Here is a 21,448-nt window from a genome sequence, read left to right on the forward strand (position 1 = left end):
CAAGGCGGGTAGTGCAAGCACAACGGCCCCGGGGTAAACCGGGGCCGCAGGGTGTGCCCGGAGGGGCACGGTGCCGCTGGATCAGAACAGCTCGACCGCGCCGGCGGCCATGCTCTGCTGGGCAACGGCCTTGTGCGGCGGGCGCTCCCACTCGGTGCGCATGTCGCGCAGGCGGGTGCCGGTGCGCTGCAGGGCGGTCACGACTTCTTCGTCGAACACGCCGCCACTGCGGTGCAGCAGTTCCTGCAGGGCCACCGCTTCGCGGTTGATCGCGGTCAGGCGATCCAGGTGGGTGTGCACGCCGCCCAGGGCCTGGGTGGCGATGTCCTCGAACTGCAGGGCACGCACGGCTTCGGCGACGCTGCTGTCGATGGCGCGACCGCACTCGGAGATCTCGCGCATGCCGTCACCCAGCGATGCGTTGATCTGGGCCACGTTGTCCAGCATCTGCGCCGCCTCATGGCGCGCTTCGCGGGAGCGGTCCATATCGCGGGAGGCCATATGCGAGACGGTCTCGCGCACCTTGGCGATGGCGTCCTTGGAGCTGTGGGCCAGCTTGCGGATCTGCTCGTTGAAGGTGGTGGAGCGCTCGGACAGATTGCGGACTTCATCGGCGACCACCGCGAAACCGCGGCCGGCTTCACCGGCACGCGCGGCCTCGATGGCAGCGTTCAGGGCCAGCAGGTTGGTCTGGTCGGCGATCGACTTGACGTCTTCCAGCAGCGCGAAGATGCCATCCAGGTGCTGCGCCATCTGGTCGATGTGCTGCACGGTGGTGCTGCTCTGGCCGCTGACCTGCTCCAGCGCCTCGACCAGCTGCTCCATGCGGTGGCTGGCATGCTGGGCGAAACGGGCCACGTCGACGCCGGCGCCACCTTCGTCACCGGCGCGGTCGACGATGCGGGCCAGGGCCTGGCTCTGCTGGCGCGACTTGCGGTTCATGGCATCGAAGCTGCTGCCCAAGCCACCGACCGCATGACGGATCAGATCGCGGGCACGTTCGACTTCGCCACGCGAGCCCTCGATTTCGTTGCCGACAAACGAGCGCAGCTCGGTCAGCAACTGGTCCTGCTCGCGCAGGATGCGGGCCTGCTCAGGCGAACGCTGGGTCTGGGCGCGGGCGCTCCACCAGGCAAACCCGAGCCAGCTGAGCGTCATCGTGCTCAGGATCGCCCAACGCAGGGCGGCGGGCCACTCGAAGCCGATGGCAAAGGGAAGCAGAAGGGTCAGGACCAGGGGGGCGGCCAGACGAATGAAGAGGCGTGAGTACATGGACGTTCTCGGGGAGGTGCACGGATGCTGTATCGGCCGTACCCCGGTTTGCTTTAGCCGTCCTCATGATTTTTCCGCCCGTCGATACGCACTTGCCTCGATCCAAGGGGCACAACGCTGGGCCGCCGATCCCCTCGGCGGCCCCTCCACGGCGGCTCAGCGGAGCTGGCGCGCGACCGCTTCGAGCATTGTTTTGCGGGAGAACAGGAAGTCCCAGTACTGGCCGCCGGTCTGGCGCCACAGCACCGCCGAGCGGACCGCCGCCAACAGCAGGGCGCGGATCTCGGCGACCACGCCGGCCTGGCCGAGGTAGTGCGGATTGCCCTGGACCATCACGCGCGGCTTGAGGTTGCTGATGGTGTCTGCGTACAGGCCGCCCAGCGCGGCGAGCACATCCGGGTGGGCGCTGTCGCCGAGTTCGCTGGCCTGGGCCTGGGCGCGCTCGATGCCGGTGCTGACCTTGGCCACGATCTCGTTCTCACGCACGAACCGGCGCTCCAGCTGCAGCACGGACAAGGCCAGGCGAGGCAGGTGCTCGTCCTGCCCCTGGCTGCTCAGGTAGTTGTGCAGCAGGCGCAGGCCCGGGGCGACATTGCTGGCGCTGCCGTAGATCTCCTGCGGGCTGGCCGCGTCAATGCGGAACACGCTCTCCACCGCGGTGCGGACCACGGCGGCTTCGGAGTGGCCGGTTTCGGCGATGCGGCGGACCTGCTGCAGGGCCTGGGCGATGCCGGCCAGAGCAAGAACGCGGTCGTCGACGGAAAAACTCATGCAGCAGATACCTCGAAAGGAGAAGGGGTGGCGCGAAGGCGCTGTTCCAGGGGGGCATCGGTGGCGGCGATGACGGCGCCGCCGAGGCAGACCTCATCGTCATACAACACCAACGATTGACCGGGGGTGACGGCACGCTGCGGGCGGGCGAAGCGCACCTCCAGGGTGCCATCGTCGCGCACCGTGACGGTGCACGGCTCGTCGGGCTGACGGTAGCGGGTCTGGGCGGTGCACTCGAACCGGCGCGCGGGCGGGGCGCCGGCGATCCAGTGGGCGGCCTCGGAGTGCAGCCGGGTGGACTGCAGCCACGGGCTCTCGCGGTCCTGGTCCACGTAGAGCACGTTGCTGGCGACATCCTTGCCGACCACGTACCACGGCGCCGCCGGCCGGCCTCGCACGCCGCCGATGTTCAGGCCCTCGCGCTGGCCGAGCGTGAAATAGAACACGCCGGGATGTTCGGCGATCAGGGCGCCATCCGGATCGCGGATCTCGCCCGTTTTCGCCGGCAGATAGCGGCCGAGGAACTCGCGGAAGTCGCGTTCGCCGATGAAGCAGATCCCGGTGGAATCCTTCTTGGCGTGGGTCGGCAGGCGCGCGTCGCGGGCGATCCGGCGCAGGTCGTTCTTCTGCAGATCGCCGATCGGGAACAGCGTGGCGGCCAGCTGTTGCTGGCCCAACTGGTGCAGGAAGTAGCTCTGATCCTTGCTGCGGTCGGCGCCGCGCAGCAGCGCCCAGCGGCCGCCGACCTGCGCGATGCGGGCGTAATGCCCGGTCGCGATGCGCTCGGCGCCGAGCTCACGCGCGGCATCGAGGAAATGCTTGAACTTCACTTCGCGGTTGCACAGCACGTCCGGATTGGGCGTGCGGCCGGCGGCGTACTCGGCCAGGAAGTGCTCGAACACCCCTTGCCAGTACTCGCTTGAGAAATCGCGGAAGTGGAACGGGATGCCGAGCAGGCCGCAGACGGCCACGGCATCGCGGCGGTCATCTTCGGCGCGGCAATCGCCGCTGCCGTCATCGGCCCAGTTCTGCATGAACAGCCCGGCTACGGGCTCGCCCTGCTGGACCAGCCGCCAGGCCGCGACGGAGGAGTCCACGCCGCCGGAGACGCCCACCATGATGCGCGGGGTGCTCATGCAGCCTCCTTGACGATGCAGAGCGGGTGGCGCTGGCCTGCCAGGTAATCGGCGACCACCTGCCAGACCAGCGGGCTGCGCAGGCGGCCGGGATCGGCCTTCAGCTCGGCCGGGGTCAGCCAGAGCGCGCGCAGGATGCCGTCGTCCAGCGGCCGGCCGGGATCGTGCGACACCGGTTCGGCCGCGTAGGCAAAGCGCAGGAACGGCGTGCCATCCGGGGCGGTCCACTGGTAGGTACCGATGAAGGCGCTCAGGCGCACCGTCCAGCCGGTCTCTTCCAGCGTTTCGCGTACGGCGGCCGCCGCCAGCGATTCGTCCGGCTCCAGGTGCCCAGCGGGCTGGTTCAACACCTGGCGCCCGTCGGTCGCCTCCTCGACCAGCAACAGACGCCCATCACGCACCACCACGGTGGCCACGGTGACATGGGGCGTCCAGCGCGGTTCCTGCACGGCATTCACCTCAGTATTCGTCCTGCTCGGTCAGTTCGAGCTCCATCGCATCGGCGGTGCGGACGGCCGCATCGATGGCGTCGCTGAGCTGTTCCGGGGTGGCGGTGGCATCGACCTTGACCACGAACATCGCCAGCTGGTCCTGCTTCACCCAGGCACCCATCTTGGCATCCTGCGAGTCTTCGAGCAGGCGGTTGGCGACGGCGGCGGGGAACTGCTTGCCCGGCGAATTGTAGGCCGGCGACCAGATCTCACGGATCTTGTGCTTGCCGAATTCCTCGACGGTGGAGCGCACGAAGGCCAACTGGCTGCGGCCATCATCCATGTCGAAGACCATCTTGTAGTCGCCGTCTTCGTCCACCTCGTAGGTGTACTTCAGCGTGTCCAGGGCACGCCCGACCGCCTTGTCCGGCTCGGCCGCGTGGGCGCCGGTGGCAGTCACGGCCAGCAGCAGTGCGGCAGCAATCCTTTTCATGAAATCCCTGTGAAGGTCTGGTTGGAGAGTGCAGATTGTGAAGGGCGGCAGGGGGCAACGTCCAATCCGGGGGCTGGAGCCCTATAATGTGGGGATGCCCCGCGAGACTTCCCACGAAACTCATCACGACCATGGCGTGCTGCTTGAGCCTGCACGCCCTGAGGTCGCGCCGCCGCCGATGTACCAGGTGATGCTGTTGAACGACGACTACACCCCGATGGATTTCGTGGTGACGGTCCTGCAGCATTTCTTCTCGATGGATCTGGACCAGGCCACCCAGGTGATGCTCCACGTGCATACCCGCGGCCGCGGCGTGTGCGGGGTGTTCACCCGCGAGGTCGCCGAATCCAAGGTGGCCCAGGTCAACGAGTTCTCGCGCATGAACCAGCATCCGCTGCTGTGCACGATGGAAAAGGCCAGCGGCTGACGTTCTGGCGGGCCTGCACTGGGTGTGCCCGCGATCCGCACTGTTCCACCCACAATGACATCCGGCCCGCAGCGGCCGGCGTGCCCCTGCGCCGGGCCTGTTGCCAAGCCCGTCCTGGCGGTCCGGCCATGGCACGCGCGCCACGCCCTTCTCCGCGCCACCGGCTGTTGCTGCACCACCCTTGGCTGGCCGTGACATCGCCATCACGGTGAAGCTGCCATTTCGTGGCCGGAAGTTCGTGCATGATGGAGGCTCGTCGAATGGACGGGCGCGATCAGGCAAGTGCTAACGCCGTCTGAACGCACTGATCCGCTAGGGTGATGGAAATCGTGAAGGTTGGCCGCATATTGTTCCTAACTGCCGCCGGAGTTAATCATGTTCAGTAAAGACCTCGAACACACCATCGGACAGTGCTACAAGCGCGCCCGTGAGGCCCGGCATGAATTCATGACGGTGGAACACCTGCTGCTGGCACTGCTCGACAACCCGTCCGCCCAGGCCGTCCTCAAGGCCTGCGGCGCGGATGCCGACCGCCTGCGCCAGGAACTGGAACAGGCCATCGAGGCCTCGGTCTCGCGCTTGGCCGAAGATGATGGGCGCGATACCCAGCCGACGCTGGGCTTCCAGCGCGTGCTGCAGCGCGCGGTGTACCACGTGCAGTCCTCGGGCAAGAAGGAAGTCACCGGCGCCAACGTACTGGTGGCGATCTTCGGCGAGAAGGACTCGCATGCCGTGTACTACCTCAACCAGCAGGACGTCACCCGGCTGGATATCGTCAACTACCTCTCCCATGGCATCGCCAAGCTGGGCGAGGAGGGCGAAGTGCCCCCTGCCGCCGATGGCGAGGGCCGTACCGAGGGTGCCGAGGGCGAAGGCAAGGGCGATGCCCTGGCCGAGTTCGCCAGCAACCTCAACGAGCAGGCCCGCAACGGCAAGATCGACCCGCTGGTCGGCCGTGCCGATGAAATCGAGCGCACCATCCAGGTCCTGTGCCGGCGCCGCAAGAACAACCCGCTGTATGTGGGCGAGGCAGGCGTGGGCAAGACGGCGATCGCCGAAGGCCTGGCCAAGCGCATCGTGGAAGGCTCCGTGCCGGATGTGCTCGCCGATGCGGTGATCTATTCGCTGGACCTGGGCGCCCTGGTGGCCGGGACCAAGTACCGCGGTGATTTCGAGAAGCGCCTGAAGGGCGTGCTGACCGCGATGAAGAAGCTGCCCAACGCGGTGCTGTTCATCGATGAGATCCACACCATCATCGGCGCCGGGTCCGCCTCGGGCGGCACCATGGATGCCTCCAACCTGATCAAACCGGCCCTGGCCTCGGGCGAGCTGCGCTGCATCGGCTCGACCACCTTCCAGGAATACCGCGGGATCTTCGAGAAGGATCGGGCCCTGGCCCGCCGCTTCCAGAAGATCGACATCGTCGAGCCGACCGTGGGCGAAACCTACGAGATCCTGCAGGGCCTCAAGCCCAAGTACGAAGCGCACCACGGCGTGACCTACGCCGATGACGCGCTGCAGGCCGCGGTGGATCTGTCGGTCAAGCACATCAACGACCGCCTGCTGCCGGACAAGGCGATCGATGTGATCGACGAAGCCGGTGCCCGCCAGCGCCTGCTGCCGGACGGTGAGCGCAAGGAACTGATCGACATCGAGGAGATCGAGACCATCGTCGCCAAGATGGCCCGCATCCCGGCCAAGCAGGTCAGCGCGACCGACAAGGACGTGCTCCAGCATCTGGAGCGCAACCTGAAGATGGTGATCTTCGGCCAGGACCCGGCCATCGAGACGCTGTCCTCGGCGATCAAGCTGGCCCGCTCGGGCCTGGCCAATCCGGAAAAGCCGATTGGCAACTTCCTGTTCTCCGGCCCGACCGGCGTGGGCAAGACCGAAGTGACCAAGCAGCTTGCGCTGCAGCTGGGCATCGAGCTGGTCCGCTTCGACATGAGCGAATACATGGAGTCGCACTCGATCAGCCGCCTGATCGGTGCTCCCCCGGGCTACGTCGGGTTCGACCAGGGGGGTCTGCTGACCGAGAAGATCGTCAAGACCCCGCATTGCGTGCTGCTGCTGGACGAGGTGGAAAAAGCCCACCCGGACATCTTCAACATCCTGCTGCAGGTCATGGACCGAGGCGTGCTGACCGACACCAATGGCCGTGAGGCGAACTTCAAGAACGTGGTGCTGGTGATGACCACCAATGCCGGCGCGGCCCAGGCCTCGCGGCGTTCGATCGGCTTCACCCGCCAGGACCATGCCACCGACGCGATGGAAGTCATCCGCAAGAGCTTCACGCCGGAGTTCCGCAACCGCCTGGATGCGATCGTGCAGTTCCAGGCGCTGGGCTTCGAGCACATCCTGCGCGTGGTGGACAAGTTCCTGATCGAGCTGGAAATGCTGCTGCAGGAAAAGCACGTCAGCCTGTCGGCCACCCCGACCGCGCGCGACTGGCTGGCCCACCATGGCTTCGACCCGCTGATGGGTGCCCGCCCGATGGCGCGCGTGATCCAGGACAAGATCAAGCGTCCGGTGGCCGACGAGCTGCTGTTCGGCAAGCTGGTCAACGGTGGCAAGGTCAGCATCGACGTCCGCGACGACCAGCTGTTTGTCGAGACCGAGGCCGAACCGGAGCGTCTGTTGCCGGCCACGGTGTAATCGGGCGGCAGGTGCTGTCGAGATGAATACAAAAGCCCCCGAAAGGGGGCTTTTGTTTACGCGGGCGTGGGTGCTTGGCCGATCACTGGCGCGCGCGTGCCTTACGTGTGAATTCTTCGGCGGTGATCGGATCAACGGCACTGATCGCGCAGCTCTGTGCATTGGTACGCAGGTTGCTGGCCCCTGCGCCGCAGAGTTGGCCCTCCCGGCCAGGCGTGACGAAGGCGAGTTTCGGCGACATCGCGGCGCTGCTGCAGGAGCGTTCGAAGCGCACCAGGTAGTGCTGGGCGCCATTGCGCAGCAGCACATCGCGGTCAGCCCTGTTGCGTACCAGCTGTTGATCGGCAGAGAGCGTGATGCAGTCGCCGGGGGCGGTGGGTTCGGCGGCCTGGGCCGACGCGGCGGCCAGACAGGTGATCAGGAGCAGGGGAGACAGGTACTTCATGGCGGGGCCATCGGGTCGTGATCCGGATTGGATCGACCGCCAGCGTGGCTGCTTGCAGGCCGGAGCGAATCTGCATCAAGGCATCCTGACCGACGTCAGGGTGCACTGGGTCAGGGTGCCGCTTGGCAGGGTAAGGCCGCTGCCGGCTGAATGCCGCCCACGCGAAAAGGCCAGCACCTGGCTGGCCTTCTGGCGGGAAAAACCCCCGGACCGCTTATTTCATGCGGTAGGTGATGCGACCCTTGGTCAGGTCGTACGGGGTCATTTCGACCTTGACGCGGTCGCCCGTCAGGATGCGGATGTAGTTCTTGCGCATGCGGCCGGAGATGTGGGCGATGATTTCATGCCCATTTTCCAGTCGTACGCGGAAAGTGGTGTTCGGCAGCGTCTCGCTGACGGTGCCTTCGAACTCGATGGAGTCGTCTTTCGACATGTAGTCCTGTGCAGTTCTGTAACCGGCCGAGCTGGCCTGAAGAGCGGGCATTTTACGCGCGTCGGGCGTTTGATGCAAAGTTTTGGTTAAGGCCGGTCCGGATCAGCGATGTCGGCGGCGGCCAGCGTGCCGAACATATCCCCCCAATCGCCTGCGGCGGCTGGCTGTAGGGCCTGTTCACGGACCAGCGCGAGAAAGCGCTGCCGGGGCCAGTGCTCAGCGCCCATGCGCAGCAGATGGTCATTTTCGACCTGCGCATCGATCAGCGGCCACCCCCAGCTGGCCAGCCGATGGGCCAGCCCGGCCAGGGCGACCTTGGAGCCGCCCGATGCCGCACTGAACATGCTTTCCCCGAAAAACATCCGCCCGATCGCCACCCCGTAGATGCCGCCGACCAAGGCATCGCCATCGAATACCTCCACCGAGTGCGCGAAGCCGAGCCGGTGCAGGTCGACATACGCATCGCGCATGTCACGCGTGATCCAGGTGCCGTCCTGGCCGGGGCGCGGGCTGGCTGCGCAGGCATCGATCACCTGCTCGAAACACGTATCGGCGCGCAGCGTCCAGGTGCTCTGGCGCAGGGAGCGACGAAAGCGGCTGGACAGGTGCACGGCGTCGGTGCGGAACACCATGCGCGGGTCCGGCGACCACCACAGCAGCGGTTGGCCTTCGGAGAACCACGGGAAGATGCCGCCCGCATAGGCATTGAGCAGCCGCACCGGCGAGAGGTCGCCGCCGAGGGCGAGCAGGCCATCGGGATCGCGCAGGGCGGTCTCGGCGGGCGGGAAGGGGGCGTCCGGCGCGTCGTCCAGGCGCCAGGGCAGGTGGCGGGTCACGCCGGGTCGGCCTTGAACGGACTGTGCGAGGCCAGTACACGTGCGTAGTGGGCGATCTCGGCACGTTCCTGTGCGCACCACGCGATCAGTGCCTCGGCGAAGGCCGGCTCGGCGATCCAGTGCCGGCTGCGCACCCGGTGCGGCAGGAAGCCGCGCGCCAGCTTGTGCTCACCTTGGGCGCCGGGCTCGAAGCGGGCCAGTCCTTCGCGCAGGCAGTAGGCGATGCCCTGGTAGTAACAGGTCTCGAAATGCAGGCCGGGCAGGGTGGCGCCGCCCCAGTAGCGCCCATAGAGCGTGTCCGCGCCACGCAGGCACAGCGCACCGGCGACCGGCTCGCCATCGAGCACCGCCAGGAAGATCACCAGCGCGCGCGGCATCGTGCGGGCGAGATGCTGCAGGAACGGGAGCGTCAACGCGGGCGAGTTGCCGTACTCGGCGAAGGTCTGCAGGTAGAAGCCGTGCATGGCGCGCAGGTCAGCCTCGGTCGCCTCATCGCCATGCACGATGCGATACGTGACGCCGCTGCGCGCGAGCTTGGCCCGTTCCTGGCGGATGTTCTTGCGGTGCTTGTGGTCCATCGCGCCGAGGAAGTCGTCGAAGGTCTCCCAGCTTCCGGGGTTGTGCCACTGGAATTGGATGTCCTCGCGCAGCAGCCAGTCCGGGCTGAAGGCGGGGTCTTCGTCGGCGGGGTGGAAGTTGATGTGGGCAGAGGACCAGCCCAGGCGCGCCACTTCGCCCGCCAGCGTCGCCAGCAGCGCGCCACGATCTTCTGTCGTGCGGGCGAGCAATCGCGGGCCTGTCACCGGCGAATACGGCACCGCGCCCAGCCACTTGGGGAAGTAGTCCAGCCCGTGCTGGGCGTACGCGTGGGCCCAGGCGTGATCGAACACGAACTCGCCGTGGGAGTTGTCCTTGAGGTAGCCGGGGATCGCCGCGACCAGGGTGTCCCCGTCCCACAGGGTGAAGTGGCGCGGGCGCCAGCCCCACTCCGGGCGCAGGCAACCGTGTTCTTCCAGACCCGCCAGGAAGGCATGCGACAGGAAGGGGTGGCGGCCGTCGTGCAGGGCGTCCCAGGCAGCGGCGGGGACATCGGACAGGCGATGCAGGAAACGTGGATCGGGCATGGGCAGAGGATAGAGCAGGCGGGACGGGCGCAGGGCGTGCGGAACGTACCGGTCAGTAAAAAGGCCGGTGAATGATTCACCGGCCTTCGTGTGCTGCGCGATACGGGCGGCAGATCAGCTCGCCTGACCCTTCGCATCCAGATAACGCTCGGCATCCAGCGCGGCCATGCAGCCGAAGCCGGCCGAGGTGATCGCCTGGCGGTAGTGCTGGTCGGCCACGTCGCCGGCGGCGAACACGCCCTCCACCGACGTCTGGGTGGCGTTGCCGCCCAGGCCCGAGCGGATGTCCAGGTAGCCGTTGTTCATGGTCAGCTGGCCATCGAACAGGCTGGTGTTGGGGTGGTGGCCGATCGCCACGAAGAAGCCATGGGCCTCGATGTCACGGGTGCTGCCGTCCAGCGTGGACTTGACGCGCACACCGGTCACGCCGGCGTCGTTGCCCAGCACTTCGTCCACCTGGTGGTGCCACACGGTCTCGATCTTGCCGGCGGCGACCTTGGCGAACAGCTTGTCCTGCATGATCTTTTCCGCCTTGAGAGTGTCGCGGCGGTGGACCAGGTAGACCTTGCGGGCGATGTTGGACAGGTACAGGGCCTCTTCCACGGCGGTGTTGCCGCCGCCGACCACGACCACGTCCTGGTCACGGTAGAAGAAGCCATCGCAGGTGGCGCATGCGGACACGCCGCGCCCCTTGAAGGCCTCTTCGCTGGGAATGCCCAGGTACTTGGCGGTGGCGCCGGTGGCGATGATCAGGGCGTCGCAGGTGTATTCGGCGCTGTCACCGATCAGCTTGAACGGGCGCTGGGAGACATCGGCGGTGTGGATGTGATCGAAGATGACCTCGGTCTCGAAGCGTTCGGCGTGCGCCTGCATGCGGGTCATCAGGTCCGGGCCCATCAGGCCGTGCGCATCTCCAGGCCAGTTGTCCACCTCGGTGGTGGTCATCAGCTGGCCGCCCTGCTGCAGGCCGGTGATCACGACGGGCTTGAGGTTGGCGCGCGCGGCGTAGACGGCGGCGGTCCAGCCGGCCGGGCCGGAACCAAGGATCAACAGGCGGGAGTGCTTGGAGTTGCTCATGTAAGCTCGCAATAGAAGGTAGGGCGGGACGCTGGCAGGGTGATTGCGCGGCGTCCGAGCGAAGTCATAGAGTGGCGGCAGGGGCGGGGCGATTCAAGGCGCGCAGTGGAACGCGGCGACCCGCAAAGCACGACGCCCATCCCGGTGCCGGAGTGTTGACGCTGACCGTGCCGGCCAGCGGCCGGCACCTACCGGGGTGGGATCCAGTCGTTTATTATCAAGCACTAACAGTGCATTCCCAAGGTGTGGTCTAAGGTGGCGAAACAGGTCCCGGAACGAGCCAAGGCGTCCGACAGCAAGGCAGCGCCGCGCAAACCGGCTGGCGAGGACAATCCGCGCCGGCAGCGCCTGTGGCGCGACCTGGGGTTGATCGCGGTCGCCCCGGCATTGCTGTATCTGGTCGCCAGTCTGTTCACCTACTCGGCCACCGACCCCGGTTGGTCGCATACCGGCAGCGTGGTTGCCCCGGTCCACAACATGGGCGGTCGCGCCGGTGCCTGGATCGCCGACGTCCTGCTGCAGCTGTTCGGCTACATGGCCTTCGTGCTGCCGATCGTGCTGGGCGCACTGGCCTGGATCGCGATGTTCGGGCTCAAGCGCGAGGCCAAGGGCGAGCATGATCTGGATCCGGCGCTGCGCCTGGTCGGCCTGGTCGGGTTCCTGATCGCCGGCACCGGCTTCCTGCACCTGCGCCTGTTCGTGGCCGATGTGGCCCATGCCGGCGGCATCCTCGGCAAGCTGGTGGGCAGCTCGCTCAGCGTCGGTTTCGGCGCATTGGGCGCCAACCTGTTCGTACTGGTCCTGCTTCTGGCTTCGATCACCCTGGCCACGGGCATTTCCTGGTTCGTGGTGATGGAGAAGATCGGCAACTGGGTGCTGGCGCTGCCGCCGCTGTTCAACAAGAAGAAAGAGCAGGCCACCGAGTGGCAGCAGACCCGCGCGATGCGCGAGGAGCGCCAGGAAGTGCGCAAGGTCGACGCCGAGGTCCGCGCCAAGCGCGAGCCGGTCAAGATCGAACCGCGCCCGGAGCCGGTGCTGGAGAAGAGTGATCGCGCCAAGCGCGAGACCCAGATCCCCATGTTCCGCGGGGTCAATGGCGATGGCTCGGATGTGCCGCCGCTGGCGCTGCTGGATGATCCCAAGCCGCAGCCCAAGGGCTACGACGAAGGCACGCTGGAGACGCTCTCGCGCCAGATCGAGTTCAAGCTCAAGGACTTCCGCATCGATGCACAGGTGGTCGGTGCCTATCCCGGCCCGGTCATCACCCGCTTCGAAATCGAGCCGGCCCCGGGCATCAAGGTCAGCCAGATCAGTTCGCTGGACAAGGACATCGCGCGCGGTCTGTCGGTGAAGTCGGTGCGCGTGGTCGATGTGATCCCGGGCAAGTCGGTGGTGGGTCTGGAGATCCCCAACGTCACCCGCGAGATGATCTATCTCTCCGAACTGCTGCGCTCCAAGGAGTACGACAAGTCCGCCAGCGTGCTGACGCTCGCGCTGGGCAAGGACATCGCCGGCCGGCCGACCGTGGCCGACCTGGCGCGCATGCCGCATCTGCTGGTGGCCGGTACCACCGGCTCGGGCAAGTCCGTGGCGGTCAATGCGATGGTGCTGAGCCTGCTGTACAAGGCCTCGCCGAAAGACCTGCGGATGCTGATGATCGACCCGAAGATGCTCGAGCTGAGCGTCTACCAGGGCATCCCGCATCTGCTGGCGCCGGTGGTCACCGACATGAAGGAGGCCGCCAACGGCCTGCGCTGGTGCGTGGCCGAAATGGAGCGGCGCTACAAGCTGATGAGCGCAGTGGGCGTGCGCAACCTGGCCGGCTTCAACAAGAAGGTCAAGGATGCCCAGGACGCCGGACAGCCGATGATGGACCCGCTGTTCAAGCCCAACCCGGAACTCGGCGAGGCCCCGCGTCCGCTGGAGACGCTGCCCTTCATCGTCATCTTCATCGACGAATTCGCCGACATGATGATGATCGTCGGCAAGAAGGTGGAAGAACTGATCGCGCGCCTGGCGCAGAAGGCGCGTGCGGCCGGCATCCATCTGATCCTGGCCACCCAGCGCCCCTCGGTGGACGTGATCACCGGCTTGATCAAGGCCAACATCCCGACCCGTATCGGCTTCCAGGTCAGCTCGAAGATCGATTCGCGCACCATCCTCGATCAGTCCGGCGCGGAAACGCTGCTGGGCCACGGCGACATGCTGTATCTGCCGCCGGGCACCGCGTTGCCGGACCGCGTGCACGGTGCGTTCGTCTCCGATGAGGAGGTGCACCGCGTGGTCGAACATCTCAAGGCGAGCGGCCCGACCGATTACATCACCGGCGTGCTGGACGAAGTGCAGATGATGGGCGATGGCGTCGTGGTCGGCCCCGGTGGCCTGCCCGAGGCGGGCGGCGGTGGCGGCGATGAGTCCGATCCGCTGTACGACGAAGCCCTGCGCATCGTCACCGAAACCCGTCGTGCCTCCATCTCCGGCGTGCAGCGTCGCCTGAAGATCGGCTACAACCGTGCCGCGCGCCTGATCGAAGCGATGGAGGCGGCTGGCGTGGTCAGCCCGCCCGAGCACAACGGCGACCGCAGCGTGCTGGCGCCGCCCCCGCCCAAGTAACGCCGGGCCCGGCCTGGCTGCGTAGAACCCGGGCGCGACCCGGGTGTTGCCGAGCACAAGGAACCTGCAATGAAGCCGATGATCTGGACGATGCTGGGCGCCATGACGCTCGCGCCCGTAGTGGCGTGGGCCGATGCCCAGCCCGTGCCGGCACCCGTGACACCCGCAGCACCGACCAGCCCGGGCGGGCAGGGCGGCCCGGCCGCGGGCGCTGAAGCGCAGGCCAACAACAACTTCAGCTTCGTGCGCTATCGCGCCGACTACGTGGTGCGCCCGGATGCGGGCAATACGCAGACCGAAGCGTACGAGATCCTGCTCAAGACCACATCGGCGGTCGAGCAGTTCAGCCAGGTGCGGCTGAGCTACAGCGAAAAGATGGAAACGCTGGAGGTGCTGCAGGCCTACACCCTGACCGCCGATGGCCAGCGTCGGGACGTGCCGGCCGACCGCATCTACACGCAGGAAAGCTATTCCAGCGCGGCCGCGGCGATGTACGCCGACCGCAAGGTGCGCGTGGTGGTCTTCCCGAATCTGGCGCCCGGCACGCGCGTGGTCTACCAGACCCGGCGCACCCAGAACACGCCGTACTTCCCGGGCTACTTCGGCCTGTGGGAAACCTTCAGCGTGTTCACCCAGTACGACGATGCCCGCGTGACCCTGAGTGCGCCTGCCGATCTGCCCATGCAGGTGGAGCAGCGGGGCGTGCAGGGCAGCCAGGCGCCGCGTGTGCGCAATGGCATGGCACGCTGGGAATGGACGTACCGGCGCACGGATCCACTGAAGGCGCAGAACTGGTCCGCCGCCGCGTGGGAGTACAGCCCCACCATCATGGCCAGTACGTACCGTGACTGGTCGCAGGTGGCGCAGGCCTACCAGCTCAAAGGTGGCGAGGCCGCTGCTGTCACGCCGCAGATCCAGGCGCTGGCCGACAAACTCACCCGTGGCATCACCGACCGTCGCGAGCAGGCCGCCGTGCTGTATCGCTGGGTGGCGCAGAATATCCGCTACGTGGCGGTGTACCTCGGCAACGGTGGGCTGGAACCCAACCCGGCGCAGAGCATCCTCGACAACCATTACGGCGACTGCAAAGACCATGTCGTGATCCTGGAGGCGCTCCTCGCCGCGCGTGGCATCCAGAGCACGCCGGTGCTGATCGGTGCCGGCGGTGGGCCGACGTTGCCGGCGATTCCGCTGCTGGGCCGCTTCGACCACGCCATCACCTACATCCCCGAGTTCGACCTGTACCTGGACTCGACCGCGCCTTATGCGCGTGTTGGCCAGCTGCCCGAGGGCGATCTTGGCGCGCCGGTGCTGCATACCCGACAGGCCGTGGTGGCGCGCACCCCGGCCAACGATGCCTCGCGCAACGGCACCGGCATCGAGGCGGCGTTCCGGTTCGATCCGGCGGGCAATCTGTCTGGCCAGATCGTGCTGCACCCCAGCGGCGTGACCGAAATTGGCATGCGCGGTGCTTTCGCACGGCTCAACGCGCAGAACCGGGCGCGTGCCGAAGAATCGATGATGGCCGCCTCCGGCTTCGACGGCAGTGGTGCACTGACACTGCTGGGCGACCCGCAGGACCTGACCCAGCCGTTCAACTTCCGCTATGACTTCCTGGCCAGCGACTATGTCGATTTTGGCGTGGTCGGCGGGATGGTGCTGCCTGACGCCCCGGGCAGCCAATCGTTCCGTGACCTGTATGCCAGCACGTCGGCGCCGGAAAACGCCACGCCGTTCTATTGCAACGACAGTCTGCGCGATGAGCGCTACCAGCTGACGTTCCCGGCGAACGTGCCGATCGTGGCGATCCCGCGCAGCCAGCACTTCGGCAATGCGGCGGGTGAGTACCAGGTGGACTGGACGCGCGAGGGGCAGCTGATCACCGCGCACCATCGGCTGCACCAGCGGGCCGTGCGCGGGGCGGATGCGCTGTGCCAGCCGCAGGATTACGCCGCCTTCCGTGAGCTGTACCAGCAGGTCCGTCGCGGCTTCCGCGGGCAGGTGGTGTATGGGGATCTGAAGACGGTGCAGGCCGGGCCGTAAACCGCGTTCGGCAAGCGGCTTCCAGCGCATAATGTGCCCCTGATCGCCCATTCAGGATTGAATGGGCACACTGCCTTCCATCCTTCCCATTTGCCTGGATACCTCACATGCACACCACCTTCCGCCGCTCCCTGCTTGCCGCCACCCTGGTCGTGGCCAGTGTCGGCTCGGCTTCGGCCTGGGCAGGCGCCCGTGATGAACTCAACCGCTTCACCCAGGGCCTGAAGGGCCTGGACGGGCAGTTCAGCCAGCAGGTGTTCGACAGCAAGGGCAAGGTCAAGGAAAACACCAGCGGCCGCGTTGCACTGTCCGCGCCGCGCCTGTTCCGCTGGGAGTACATCAAGCCGCACGAGCAGCTGATCGTGGCCGACGGCAAGAAGGTCTGGGTCTACGAGCCGGACCTGGAGCAGGCCAGCGTGCGCCCCCAGGGGCAGGAGGAGCAGAACAGCCCGCTGACCGCGCTGATCAATCCGGCCCTGCTGGACAAGCAGTACGACGTCAGCGAAGAGGCTGCCGTACGCGACGGCCTGCAGTGGCTGTCGCTGAGCCCGAAGCGTGAGACCGACACTGCCTTCCAGTACGCCGCATTGGGCTTCAATGGCCAGGGCCTGGCTCGCATGGAAGTGGTAGATGCGGTGGGCCAGCGCACGGTGATCAACTTCACCGGGTGGAAGCGCAACCCGAGCTTCGCCTCGGGCACCTTCAGCTTCACCCCGGCCAAGGGTGTGGACGTCATCGGCGAGTAACGGCCGCGGGCGTTCGGCCGCGATAGAATAGAGACGTGGCCAGAAACCGAACGACATTCAATGGGCCCGATCTGCTGACCGTGGATCGGGACAACATGCGTCCGCTCGCCGAGCGGATGCGCCCGCAGACGCTGGATGAGATGGTGGGCCAGAAGCGCCTGCTTGCACCGGGCAGTGCGCTGCGCCGGGCGGTCGAATCCGGCCATGTGCACTCGATGATCCTGTGGGGCCCGCCAGGCTGCGGCAAGACCACACTCTCGCTGCTGCTGGCGCATTACGCCGATGCCGAGTTCCGTGCGATCTCCGCCGTGCTGTCCGGCCTGCCGGAGGTGCGCCAGGTGCTGGCCGAGGCCGCGCAGCGCTTCGCCGAGGGGCGCCGCACGGTGCTGTTCGTCGACGAGGTGCACCGCTTCAACAAGGCCCAGCAGGATGCGTTCCTGCCGCATATCGAACGCGGCACCATCGTGTTCGTGGGCGCCACCACCGAAAACCCCTCGTTCGAACTGAACTCGGCGCTGCTGTCGCGCTGCCGCGTGCACGTGCTGGAGTCGGTTTCTCCAGCGGACATCGTGGAGGCGCTGGAGCGTGCGCTGCAGGACACCGAGCGTGGCCTGGGCGCGGAGCAGTTGCAGGTGGCGCCGGAGGCGTTGCTGGAGATCGCGACCGCCGCCGATGGCGATGTGCGCCGGGCCTTGACCCTGCTGGAGATCGCGGCCGAGCTGGCCACTGGCGACGGCGGGCGGATCAGCCCGGAGATGCTGGTGCAGGTGCTGGCCGATCGCACCCGTCGCTTCGACAAGGGCGGCGAGCAGTTCTACGACCAGATCTCGGCGCTGCACAAATCCGTGCGCAGCTCCAACCCCGATGCCGCGCTGTACTGGCTGACCCGGATGCTCGATGGCGGCTGCGATCCGTCCTATCTGGCACGTCGCCTGACCCGGATGGCGATCGAGGACATCGGCCTGGCCGATCCGCGTGCGCAGTCGATGGCGCTGGAAGCCTGGGACATCTACGAGCGGTTGGGCAGCCCGGAAGGCGAACTCGCGTTCGCGCAGCTGGTGCTGTATCTGGCCAGCACCGCCAAATCGAATGCCGGCTATGCCGCGTTCAACAAGGCCAAGCAGGAAGTGCGCGAGACCGGTACCCAGGAGGTGCCGCTGCACCTGCGCAACGCGCCGACCAAGCTGATGAAGGAGCTGGGCTACGGCAAGACCTATCAGTACGATCACGATGCCGACGGTGGGATTGCGCTGGATCAGACCGGTTTCCCCGATGCGATGGGCGAGCGCGTCTATTACGAGCCGGTGCCGCGCGGGTTGGAGATCAAGCTGAAAGAAAAGCTGGACCGCCTGCGTGCAGCGCGTGCACAGGCGCGTGCGGAGAAGGGCGCGGACTGATGGACGGCATCGGCCTGTGGTGGCAGCAGCTCGGGCTGGTGATGGCCGGTGGCGCACTGGGCGCGGCACTGCGTTTCATGATCGGCGATGCGATGCTGCGCCAGTTCGGCACTGGCTTCCCGTGGGGCACGCTGACGGTGAACCTGGTGGGTGCCTTTGTGGCGGGTTACGTGATGATCTGGCTGCAGAGTCGGGGCACGGCCGCGGTGTACTGGCGCGCATTTCTGATCGTGGGGATCGTAGGCGGGTTGACCACGTTTTCGTCGATGATGCTGGAGTCGCTGGTGTTCACCCGTACCGATCGAAGCCTGATGGTGCCGCTGTATCTGGGCATCAGTCTGCTCGGCGGCATGCTGCTGGTGTGGGCTGGCGCGCGCGTGGCAGAGGCGTGGCGCTGACGCGTGCGTCGCAAATGCAGAAATCCACGGAAAACGCTGGATTAAAGTGATGTCTCACGATATCGTGCGCGCCCCCGTTTGCATCCTCGTCCGTCATGCGCGATGAACAAGACCCCGGAACACTGGAACTGACGCTGCCGCGCAAGCGCGGCCGTCCGCCCACGTTCGGCTACGCGATGACCGATGCACAGCGTGCGGCCCGCTACCGTGCGCGCCGTGCCGGTCAGGCCGGCCACGCCGATGTGCGCAACTGCAGCGACATGGTGCTGCTGGACAAGATCCGCGCCTCGATCACCGCCAAGGATCCGGAACTGACCGGCTTCCTGGTGCACGTGCTCTGGCAGCGCTACCCGCTGCAGCTCAAGTAAGCGCGCCCGCGCGCTCCTGATTGAGCAGCCCCGCCAGGCGCAGTGCCAGCGTCTTGACCAGCGGGTCGGCGGTGGCGCGATGGAGCAGGGCGATTTCGAACGTATCGATCGGCGGCAGGCCCTGTTCGGGGCCCAGCACGGTGTGCTCACGGCTCAGGGCGCGCGCCGGCAACAGGCTGATGCCCATGCCATCGGCGACCGCGCCCTGGATCCCGCTCAGGCTGGAACTGGTGAAGCTGATTCGCCAGCGGCGGCCGAGCGCTTCGATCGCGTCGATGATGTCGTCGCGATACAGCCCGCGCGGCGGAAAGGTGACCAGTGGCACCGGGTCCAGGCCGATGCAGCCATTGCGGGCACTGTCGATCCAGACCATGGTCTCCGGCCAGCAGGCCACGGCGGCGCGGCTGTTGCGGCGCTGCTTGACCAGGATCAGATCGAGTTCGCCGTGATCGTAGCCATTGGCCAGGTCGCGGCTGAGGCCGCTGGTGACTTCGAGCTTGACCTGCGGGTGTTCCCGATTGAAGGCGCCAAGCAGCTGCGTGGTCGCGGCGCTGACGAAGTCTTCCGGAACCCCCAGCCGGACGGTGACGGCCACCGTGGTGCCGGCCAGCGCTTCGAGCAGTTGGTCGTTGAGTGCCAGCAGTTGGCGAGCATGGCCGAGCACGAGCTGGCCTGCATCGGTGGGATGCACATCACGGTTGCCCCGCACCAGAAGTGGATGGCCAGCCATGTCCTCCAGCCGACGAATCTTCTGGCTGATGGTGGATTGCGTAGAGTGCAGGCGCGCGGCGGCGGTGGTGAAGCTGGCGCAATCGGCCACCATCACCATGGCGCGCAGCAGGTCCAGATCGAACAGGGTGCGATTCGGTTTTTCACTTGCGGTCATGCCGTCATTGTGAATCGCAATGGCTGGCGGCGCCAACACCGACGCGCATGCGGTCAGGTGCTGTTGGTGCCTGCCGAGGCCTCCGACGGTTCGCTACGGGCCAGGCTGCGGCTGATCCGCTCACCTGCCTCGCGCATGGCTTGGTGCAGTGCAGGGGGCCCCAGTACCTCGAAATCCAGACCCAGCGCCAGCAACCAATACACCACCGTGCCCAAGGGGTTGGCGGCGCAGCGCAGCAGGCAGCGCCGGTCATCGACCGCCTCAAGTTCTCCGGCTGATGCCGGGATCTGCTGGCGCATGACCGACAGCGGTGCGTGCAGGATGATCCGCGCCAGGTCGTGGTGCTGGCCCAGCGAGAGCGCGCGGGCGACCCACTGGCGCAGATCGCCCTCTCCGGGCCCTGCGCGCGGCGCGAAGTGCGCACCCACCACCGGTGCGCTGGCGATCCGGTCGATGCGGAAGGTGCGCCAGTCGTTGCGCCCGGTATCCCAGGCGACCAGATACCAGCGGCGATCGGCATGCACCACGCCCTGTGGCTCGACCTGGCGTGCACTGGAGATGCCCTCACGGTCGGTGTAGTCGAAGCGGAGTTGGACCTGGTCGCGGCAGGCGCAGGCCAGGGTGGTCAGCCGCCCGGCATCCACCTGCGGGCCGATTGGATTGGCGGGCAGGAGCGTCGAACGCAGCGCGGCCAGCCTGGGGCGCAGTCGCGGTGGCATGGCCTGTTCGATCTTCACCAGCGCCGTGATGGCGGTCTGCTCGATGCCGCTGATGGTGCCGGTCACGGCGGTGCGCAGCGCAACCGCCGCCGCCAGCGCTTCCTCGTCATCCAACAACAGCGGCGGCAATGCACGCCCCGGGCGGAACGCATAGCCGCCGGCGATGCCGGTGCTGGCGTGGATGGGGTAGCCAAGCTGCCGCAGGCGATCAATGTCCCGCCGCAGCGTGCGCGGGTGGATGGCCACGCGTTCGGCCAGCTCGCCGCCGGCCCAGTGCGGGCGGGATTGCAGCAACGAAAGCAGGCTCAGCAGGCGGGCGGAGGCGGTCAGCATGCGCGGCAGCGTAGCAGTCATTGCGGGCCGATTCTGTCCGCAATGCTGCCTAGTCTTGAGCGCACGGTGCAGCACCGGTTCCGCCGCACCTTTCCACCCCTCTCAAGGAGTTCTTCGATGTCCCTCGTTTTCTATTGGCACCCCATGTCCAGCGCGACCCCGGTCGCGTGCGCCCTGGCCGAGCTGTCCGTCCCGCACGATCGGGTCAGGATCGACATCCGCAACGGCGAACAGCGCACGCCGGCGTATCTGGCGATCAATCCGAACGGCAAGGTCCCGTGCCTGGTGGTGGACGGCACGCCCCTGTTTGAAGGTCTGGCGATCCACCTGTGGTTGGGCGAGCAGTACGGGGTGGGCCAGGGCCTGTGGCCGGCGGTGGGGACCCCGGCTCGACTGGAGGCGATGTCCTGGTGCACGTGGGCGTACGTCACCTACGCAGCAGTGCTCGGGCGGGTATGGCTGGCGACCGTGGACGATGCGCTGCGCAGCGTGGAGCATGCTGCGGCGGGCATCCGTGCCGCCAACGAACTGCTGGATCTGCTGGAGGCGCGCCTGTCGCAGCAGTCGTGGATGCTTGGCGAGGCGTACTCGTTGGTGGATCTGGTGGTAGGCCAGGTGGTGGGCTACGGCATCCATCTGGGGGCGGTGGTGGATGCGCATCCGGCGGTGGCAGCCTGGCTGCAGCGGGTGCAGGCCCGCCCGGCGATGCAGGGCGAGAATTGACGCAGCCGTATCCGGCAGCGCGCAGCATCGCAATCATGCATGTGCATCATGCTGAAATTTAACTGGTGAATGTGCCGGGCCTGACCGTAAGGTGGCCCGGTTCTCTCTCCGGTGTGCTCTCC

Annotated in this window: 21 protein-coding genes; 9 read left to right on the forward strand and 12 right to left on the reverse strand. The window is 66.9% G+C overall.

The window, feature by feature from the left end:
- Positions 1 to 81: 81 nt before the first annotated feature.
- The 5 genes from AC1DIQ_RS04910 to AC1DIQ_RS04930 all read right to left on the reverse strand — a co-directional run bounded on the left by AC1DIQ_RS04910 (position 82) and on the right by AC1DIQ_RS04930 (position 4,103).
- Entirely contained in the window at positions 82 to 1,272 is a 1,191-nt protein-coding gene (locus AC1DIQ_RS04910; protein ID WP_121036770.1) for a methyl-accepting chemotaxis protein, read from the reverse strand.
- A gap of 156 nt (positions 1,273 to 1,428) precedes the next feature.
- Positions 1,429 to 2,043, reverse strand: a complete 615-nt coding sequence (gene hflD / locus AC1DIQ_RS04915; protein ID WP_152150794.1) for a high frequency lysogenization protein HflD — start codon at positions 2,041 to 2,043, stop codon at positions 1,429 to 1,431.
- Positions 2,040 to 3,179, reverse strand: coding sequence for a tRNA 2-thiouridine(34) synthase MnmA (gene mnmA / locus AC1DIQ_RS04920; RefSeq protein WP_478049519.1), 1,140 nt, complete (start codon positions 3,177 to 3,179; stop codon positions 2,040 to 2,042). The genes hflD and mnmA overlap by 4 nt, the downstream gene beginning before the upstream one ends.
- Positions 3,176 to 3,637 (reverse strand): NUDIX hydrolase, encoded by a 462-nt coding sequence (locus tag AC1DIQ_RS04925; protein WP_478049520.1) that lies wholly within the window; start codon positions 3,635 to 3,637, stop codon positions 3,176 to 3,178. The genes mnmA and AC1DIQ_RS04925 overlap by 4 nt, the downstream gene beginning before the upstream one ends.
- A 1-nt stretch (position 3,638) precedes the next feature.
- The gene (locus AC1DIQ_RS04930) at positions 3,639 to 4,103 is read right to left on the reverse strand and encodes a type III secretion system chaperone family protein (protein ID WP_121036774.1); all 465 of its coding nucleotides are present in this window, start codon (positions 4,101 to 4,103) and stop codon (positions 3,639 to 3,641) included.
- 94 nt (positions 4,104 to 4,197) lie between these two features.
- Between AC1DIQ_RS04930 and clpS the strand changes: the two genes are divergently transcribed.
- Together clpS and clpA are read left to right on the forward strand one after the other, a co-directional pair.
- Entirely contained in the window at positions 4,198 to 4,530 is a 333-nt protein-coding gene (clpS, locus tag AC1DIQ_RS04935; protein WP_121036775.1) for an ATP-dependent Clp protease adapter ClpS, read from the forward strand.
- 375 nt (positions 4,531 to 4,905) lie between these two features.
- The gene (gene clpA / locus AC1DIQ_RS04940) at positions 4,906 to 7,185 is read left to right on the forward strand and encodes an ATP-dependent Clp protease ATP-binding subunit ClpA (protein WP_478049521.1); all 2,280 of its coding nucleotides are present in this window, start codon (positions 4,906 to 4,908) and stop codon (positions 7,183 to 7,185) included.
- Between the two features lie 82 nt (positions 7,186 to 7,267).
- Here the strand turns inward: clpA and AC1DIQ_RS04945 are convergent, their stop codons facing one another.
- From AC1DIQ_RS04945 to trxB, 5 genes are all read right to left on the reverse strand, one after another.
- Positions 7,268 to 7,630 carry a hypothetical protein gene (locus AC1DIQ_RS04945; RefSeq protein WP_478049522.1) on the reverse strand — a complete coding sequence of 121 codons (363 nt, stop codon included), beginning with the start codon at positions 7,628 to 7,630 and terminating at the stop codon, positions 7,268 to 7,270.
- A 214-nt stretch (positions 7,631 to 7,844) separates the two neighbouring features.
- Positions 7,845 to 8,063, reverse strand: coding sequence for a translation initiation factor IF-1 (gene infA, locus AC1DIQ_RS04950; RefSeq protein WP_005409596.1), 219 nt, complete (start codon positions 8,061 to 8,063; stop codon positions 7,845 to 7,847).
- A gap of 86 nt (positions 8,064 to 8,149) precedes the next feature.
- The gene (aat, locus tag AC1DIQ_RS04955; RefSeq protein ID WP_478049523.1) at positions 8,150 to 8,899 is read right to left on the reverse strand and encodes a leucyl/phenylalanyl-tRNA--protein transferase; all 750 of its coding nucleotides are present in this window, start codon (positions 8,897 to 8,899) and stop codon (positions 8,150 to 8,152) included.
- Positions 8,896 to 10,023 carry a GNAT family N-acetyltransferase gene (locus AC1DIQ_RS04960; RefSeq protein WP_478049524.1) on the reverse strand — a complete coding sequence of 376 codons (1,128 nt, stop codon included), beginning with the start codon at positions 10,021 to 10,023 and terminating at the stop codon, positions 8,896 to 8,898. The genes aat and AC1DIQ_RS04960 overlap by 4 nt, the downstream gene beginning before the upstream one ends.
- Positions 10,024 to 10,137: 114 nt before the next feature.
- Positions 10,138 to 11,100 (reverse strand): thioredoxin-disulfide reductase, encoded by a 963-nt coding sequence (trxB, locus tag AC1DIQ_RS04965; protein WP_102788476.1) that lies wholly within the window; start codon positions 11,098 to 11,100, stop codon positions 10,138 to 10,140.
- A gap of 255 nt (positions 11,101 to 11,355) precedes the next feature.
- On the opposite strand from trxB, the gene AC1DIQ_RS04970 reads away from it, so the two are divergent.
- The 6 genes from AC1DIQ_RS04970 (at position 11,356) to AC1DIQ_RS04995 (ending at position 18,665) form a co-directional block, all read left to right on the forward strand.
- A complete protein-coding gene (locus AC1DIQ_RS04970; RefSeq protein WP_121036781.1) occupies positions 11,356 to 13,713 on the forward strand; it encodes a DNA translocase FtsK in 2,358 nt (785 codons plus the stop codon).
- A 78-nt stretch (positions 13,714 to 13,791) separates the two neighbouring features.
- A complete protein-coding gene (locus AC1DIQ_RS04975; RefSeq protein WP_478049702.1) occupies positions 13,792 to 15,756 on the forward strand; it encodes a DUF3857 domain-containing transglutaminase family protein in 1,965 nt (654 codons plus the stop codon).
- A 107-nt stretch (positions 15,757 to 15,863) separates the two neighbouring features.
- On the forward strand, positions 15,864 to 16,502 hold the full coding sequence (gene lolA / locus AC1DIQ_RS04980; RefSeq protein ID WP_478049525.1) for an outer membrane lipoprotein periplasmic chaperone LolA: 639 nt from the start codon (positions 15,864 to 15,866) through the stop codon (positions 16,500 to 16,502).
- Between the two features lie 95 nt (positions 16,503 to 16,597).
- Positions 16,598 to 17,899 (forward strand): replication-associated recombination protein A, encoded by a 1,302-nt coding sequence (locus tag AC1DIQ_RS04985; protein WP_259260881.1) that lies wholly within the window; start codon positions 16,598 to 16,600, stop codon positions 17,897 to 17,899.
- Complete coding sequence (crcB, locus tag AC1DIQ_RS04990) at positions 17,899 to 18,297, forward strand: fluoride efflux transporter CrcB (RefSeq protein ID WP_478049526.1); 399 nt, start codon at positions 17,899 to 17,901, stop codon at positions 18,295 to 18,297. The genes AC1DIQ_RS04985 and crcB overlap by 1 nt, the downstream gene beginning before the upstream one ends.
- 95 nt (positions 18,298 to 18,392) lie before the next feature.
- Entirely contained in the window at positions 18,393 to 18,665 is a 273-nt protein-coding gene (locus AC1DIQ_RS04995) for a hypothetical protein (RefSeq protein WP_259260879.1), read from the forward strand.
- On the opposite strand, the gene AC1DIQ_RS05000 is transcribed toward AC1DIQ_RS04995, so the two are convergent.
- Together AC1DIQ_RS05000 and AC1DIQ_RS05005 are read right to left on the reverse strand one after the other, a co-directional pair.
- On the reverse strand, positions 18,658 to 19,551 hold the full coding sequence (locus AC1DIQ_RS05000; RefSeq protein WP_478049527.1) for a LysR substrate-binding domain-containing protein: 894 nt from the start codon (positions 19,549 to 19,551) through the stop codon (positions 18,658 to 18,660). The two genes, AC1DIQ_RS04995 and AC1DIQ_RS05000, sit on opposite strands and share 8 nt — an antisense overlap.
- Before the next feature lie 53 nt (positions 19,552 to 19,604).
- A complete protein-coding gene (locus AC1DIQ_RS05005; RefSeq protein WP_478049528.1) occupies positions 19,605 to 20,624 on the reverse strand; it encodes a helix-turn-helix transcriptional regulator in 1,020 nt (339 codons plus the stop codon).
- 96 nt (positions 20,625 to 20,720) lie between these two features.
- Here AC1DIQ_RS05005 and AC1DIQ_RS05010 point away from each other — a divergent pair, with 96 nt between their 5' ends.
- Positions 20,721 to 21,326 carry a glutathione S-transferase family protein gene (locus tag AC1DIQ_RS05010; RefSeq protein WP_478049529.1) on the forward strand — a complete coding sequence of 202 codons (606 nt, stop codon included), beginning with the start codon at positions 20,721 to 20,723 and terminating at the stop codon, positions 21,324 to 21,326.
- The last annotated feature ends 122 nt before the right edge of the window (positions 21,327 to 21,448 follow it).

Source organism: Stenotrophomonas sp. 05L413 (assembly GCF_056397945.1).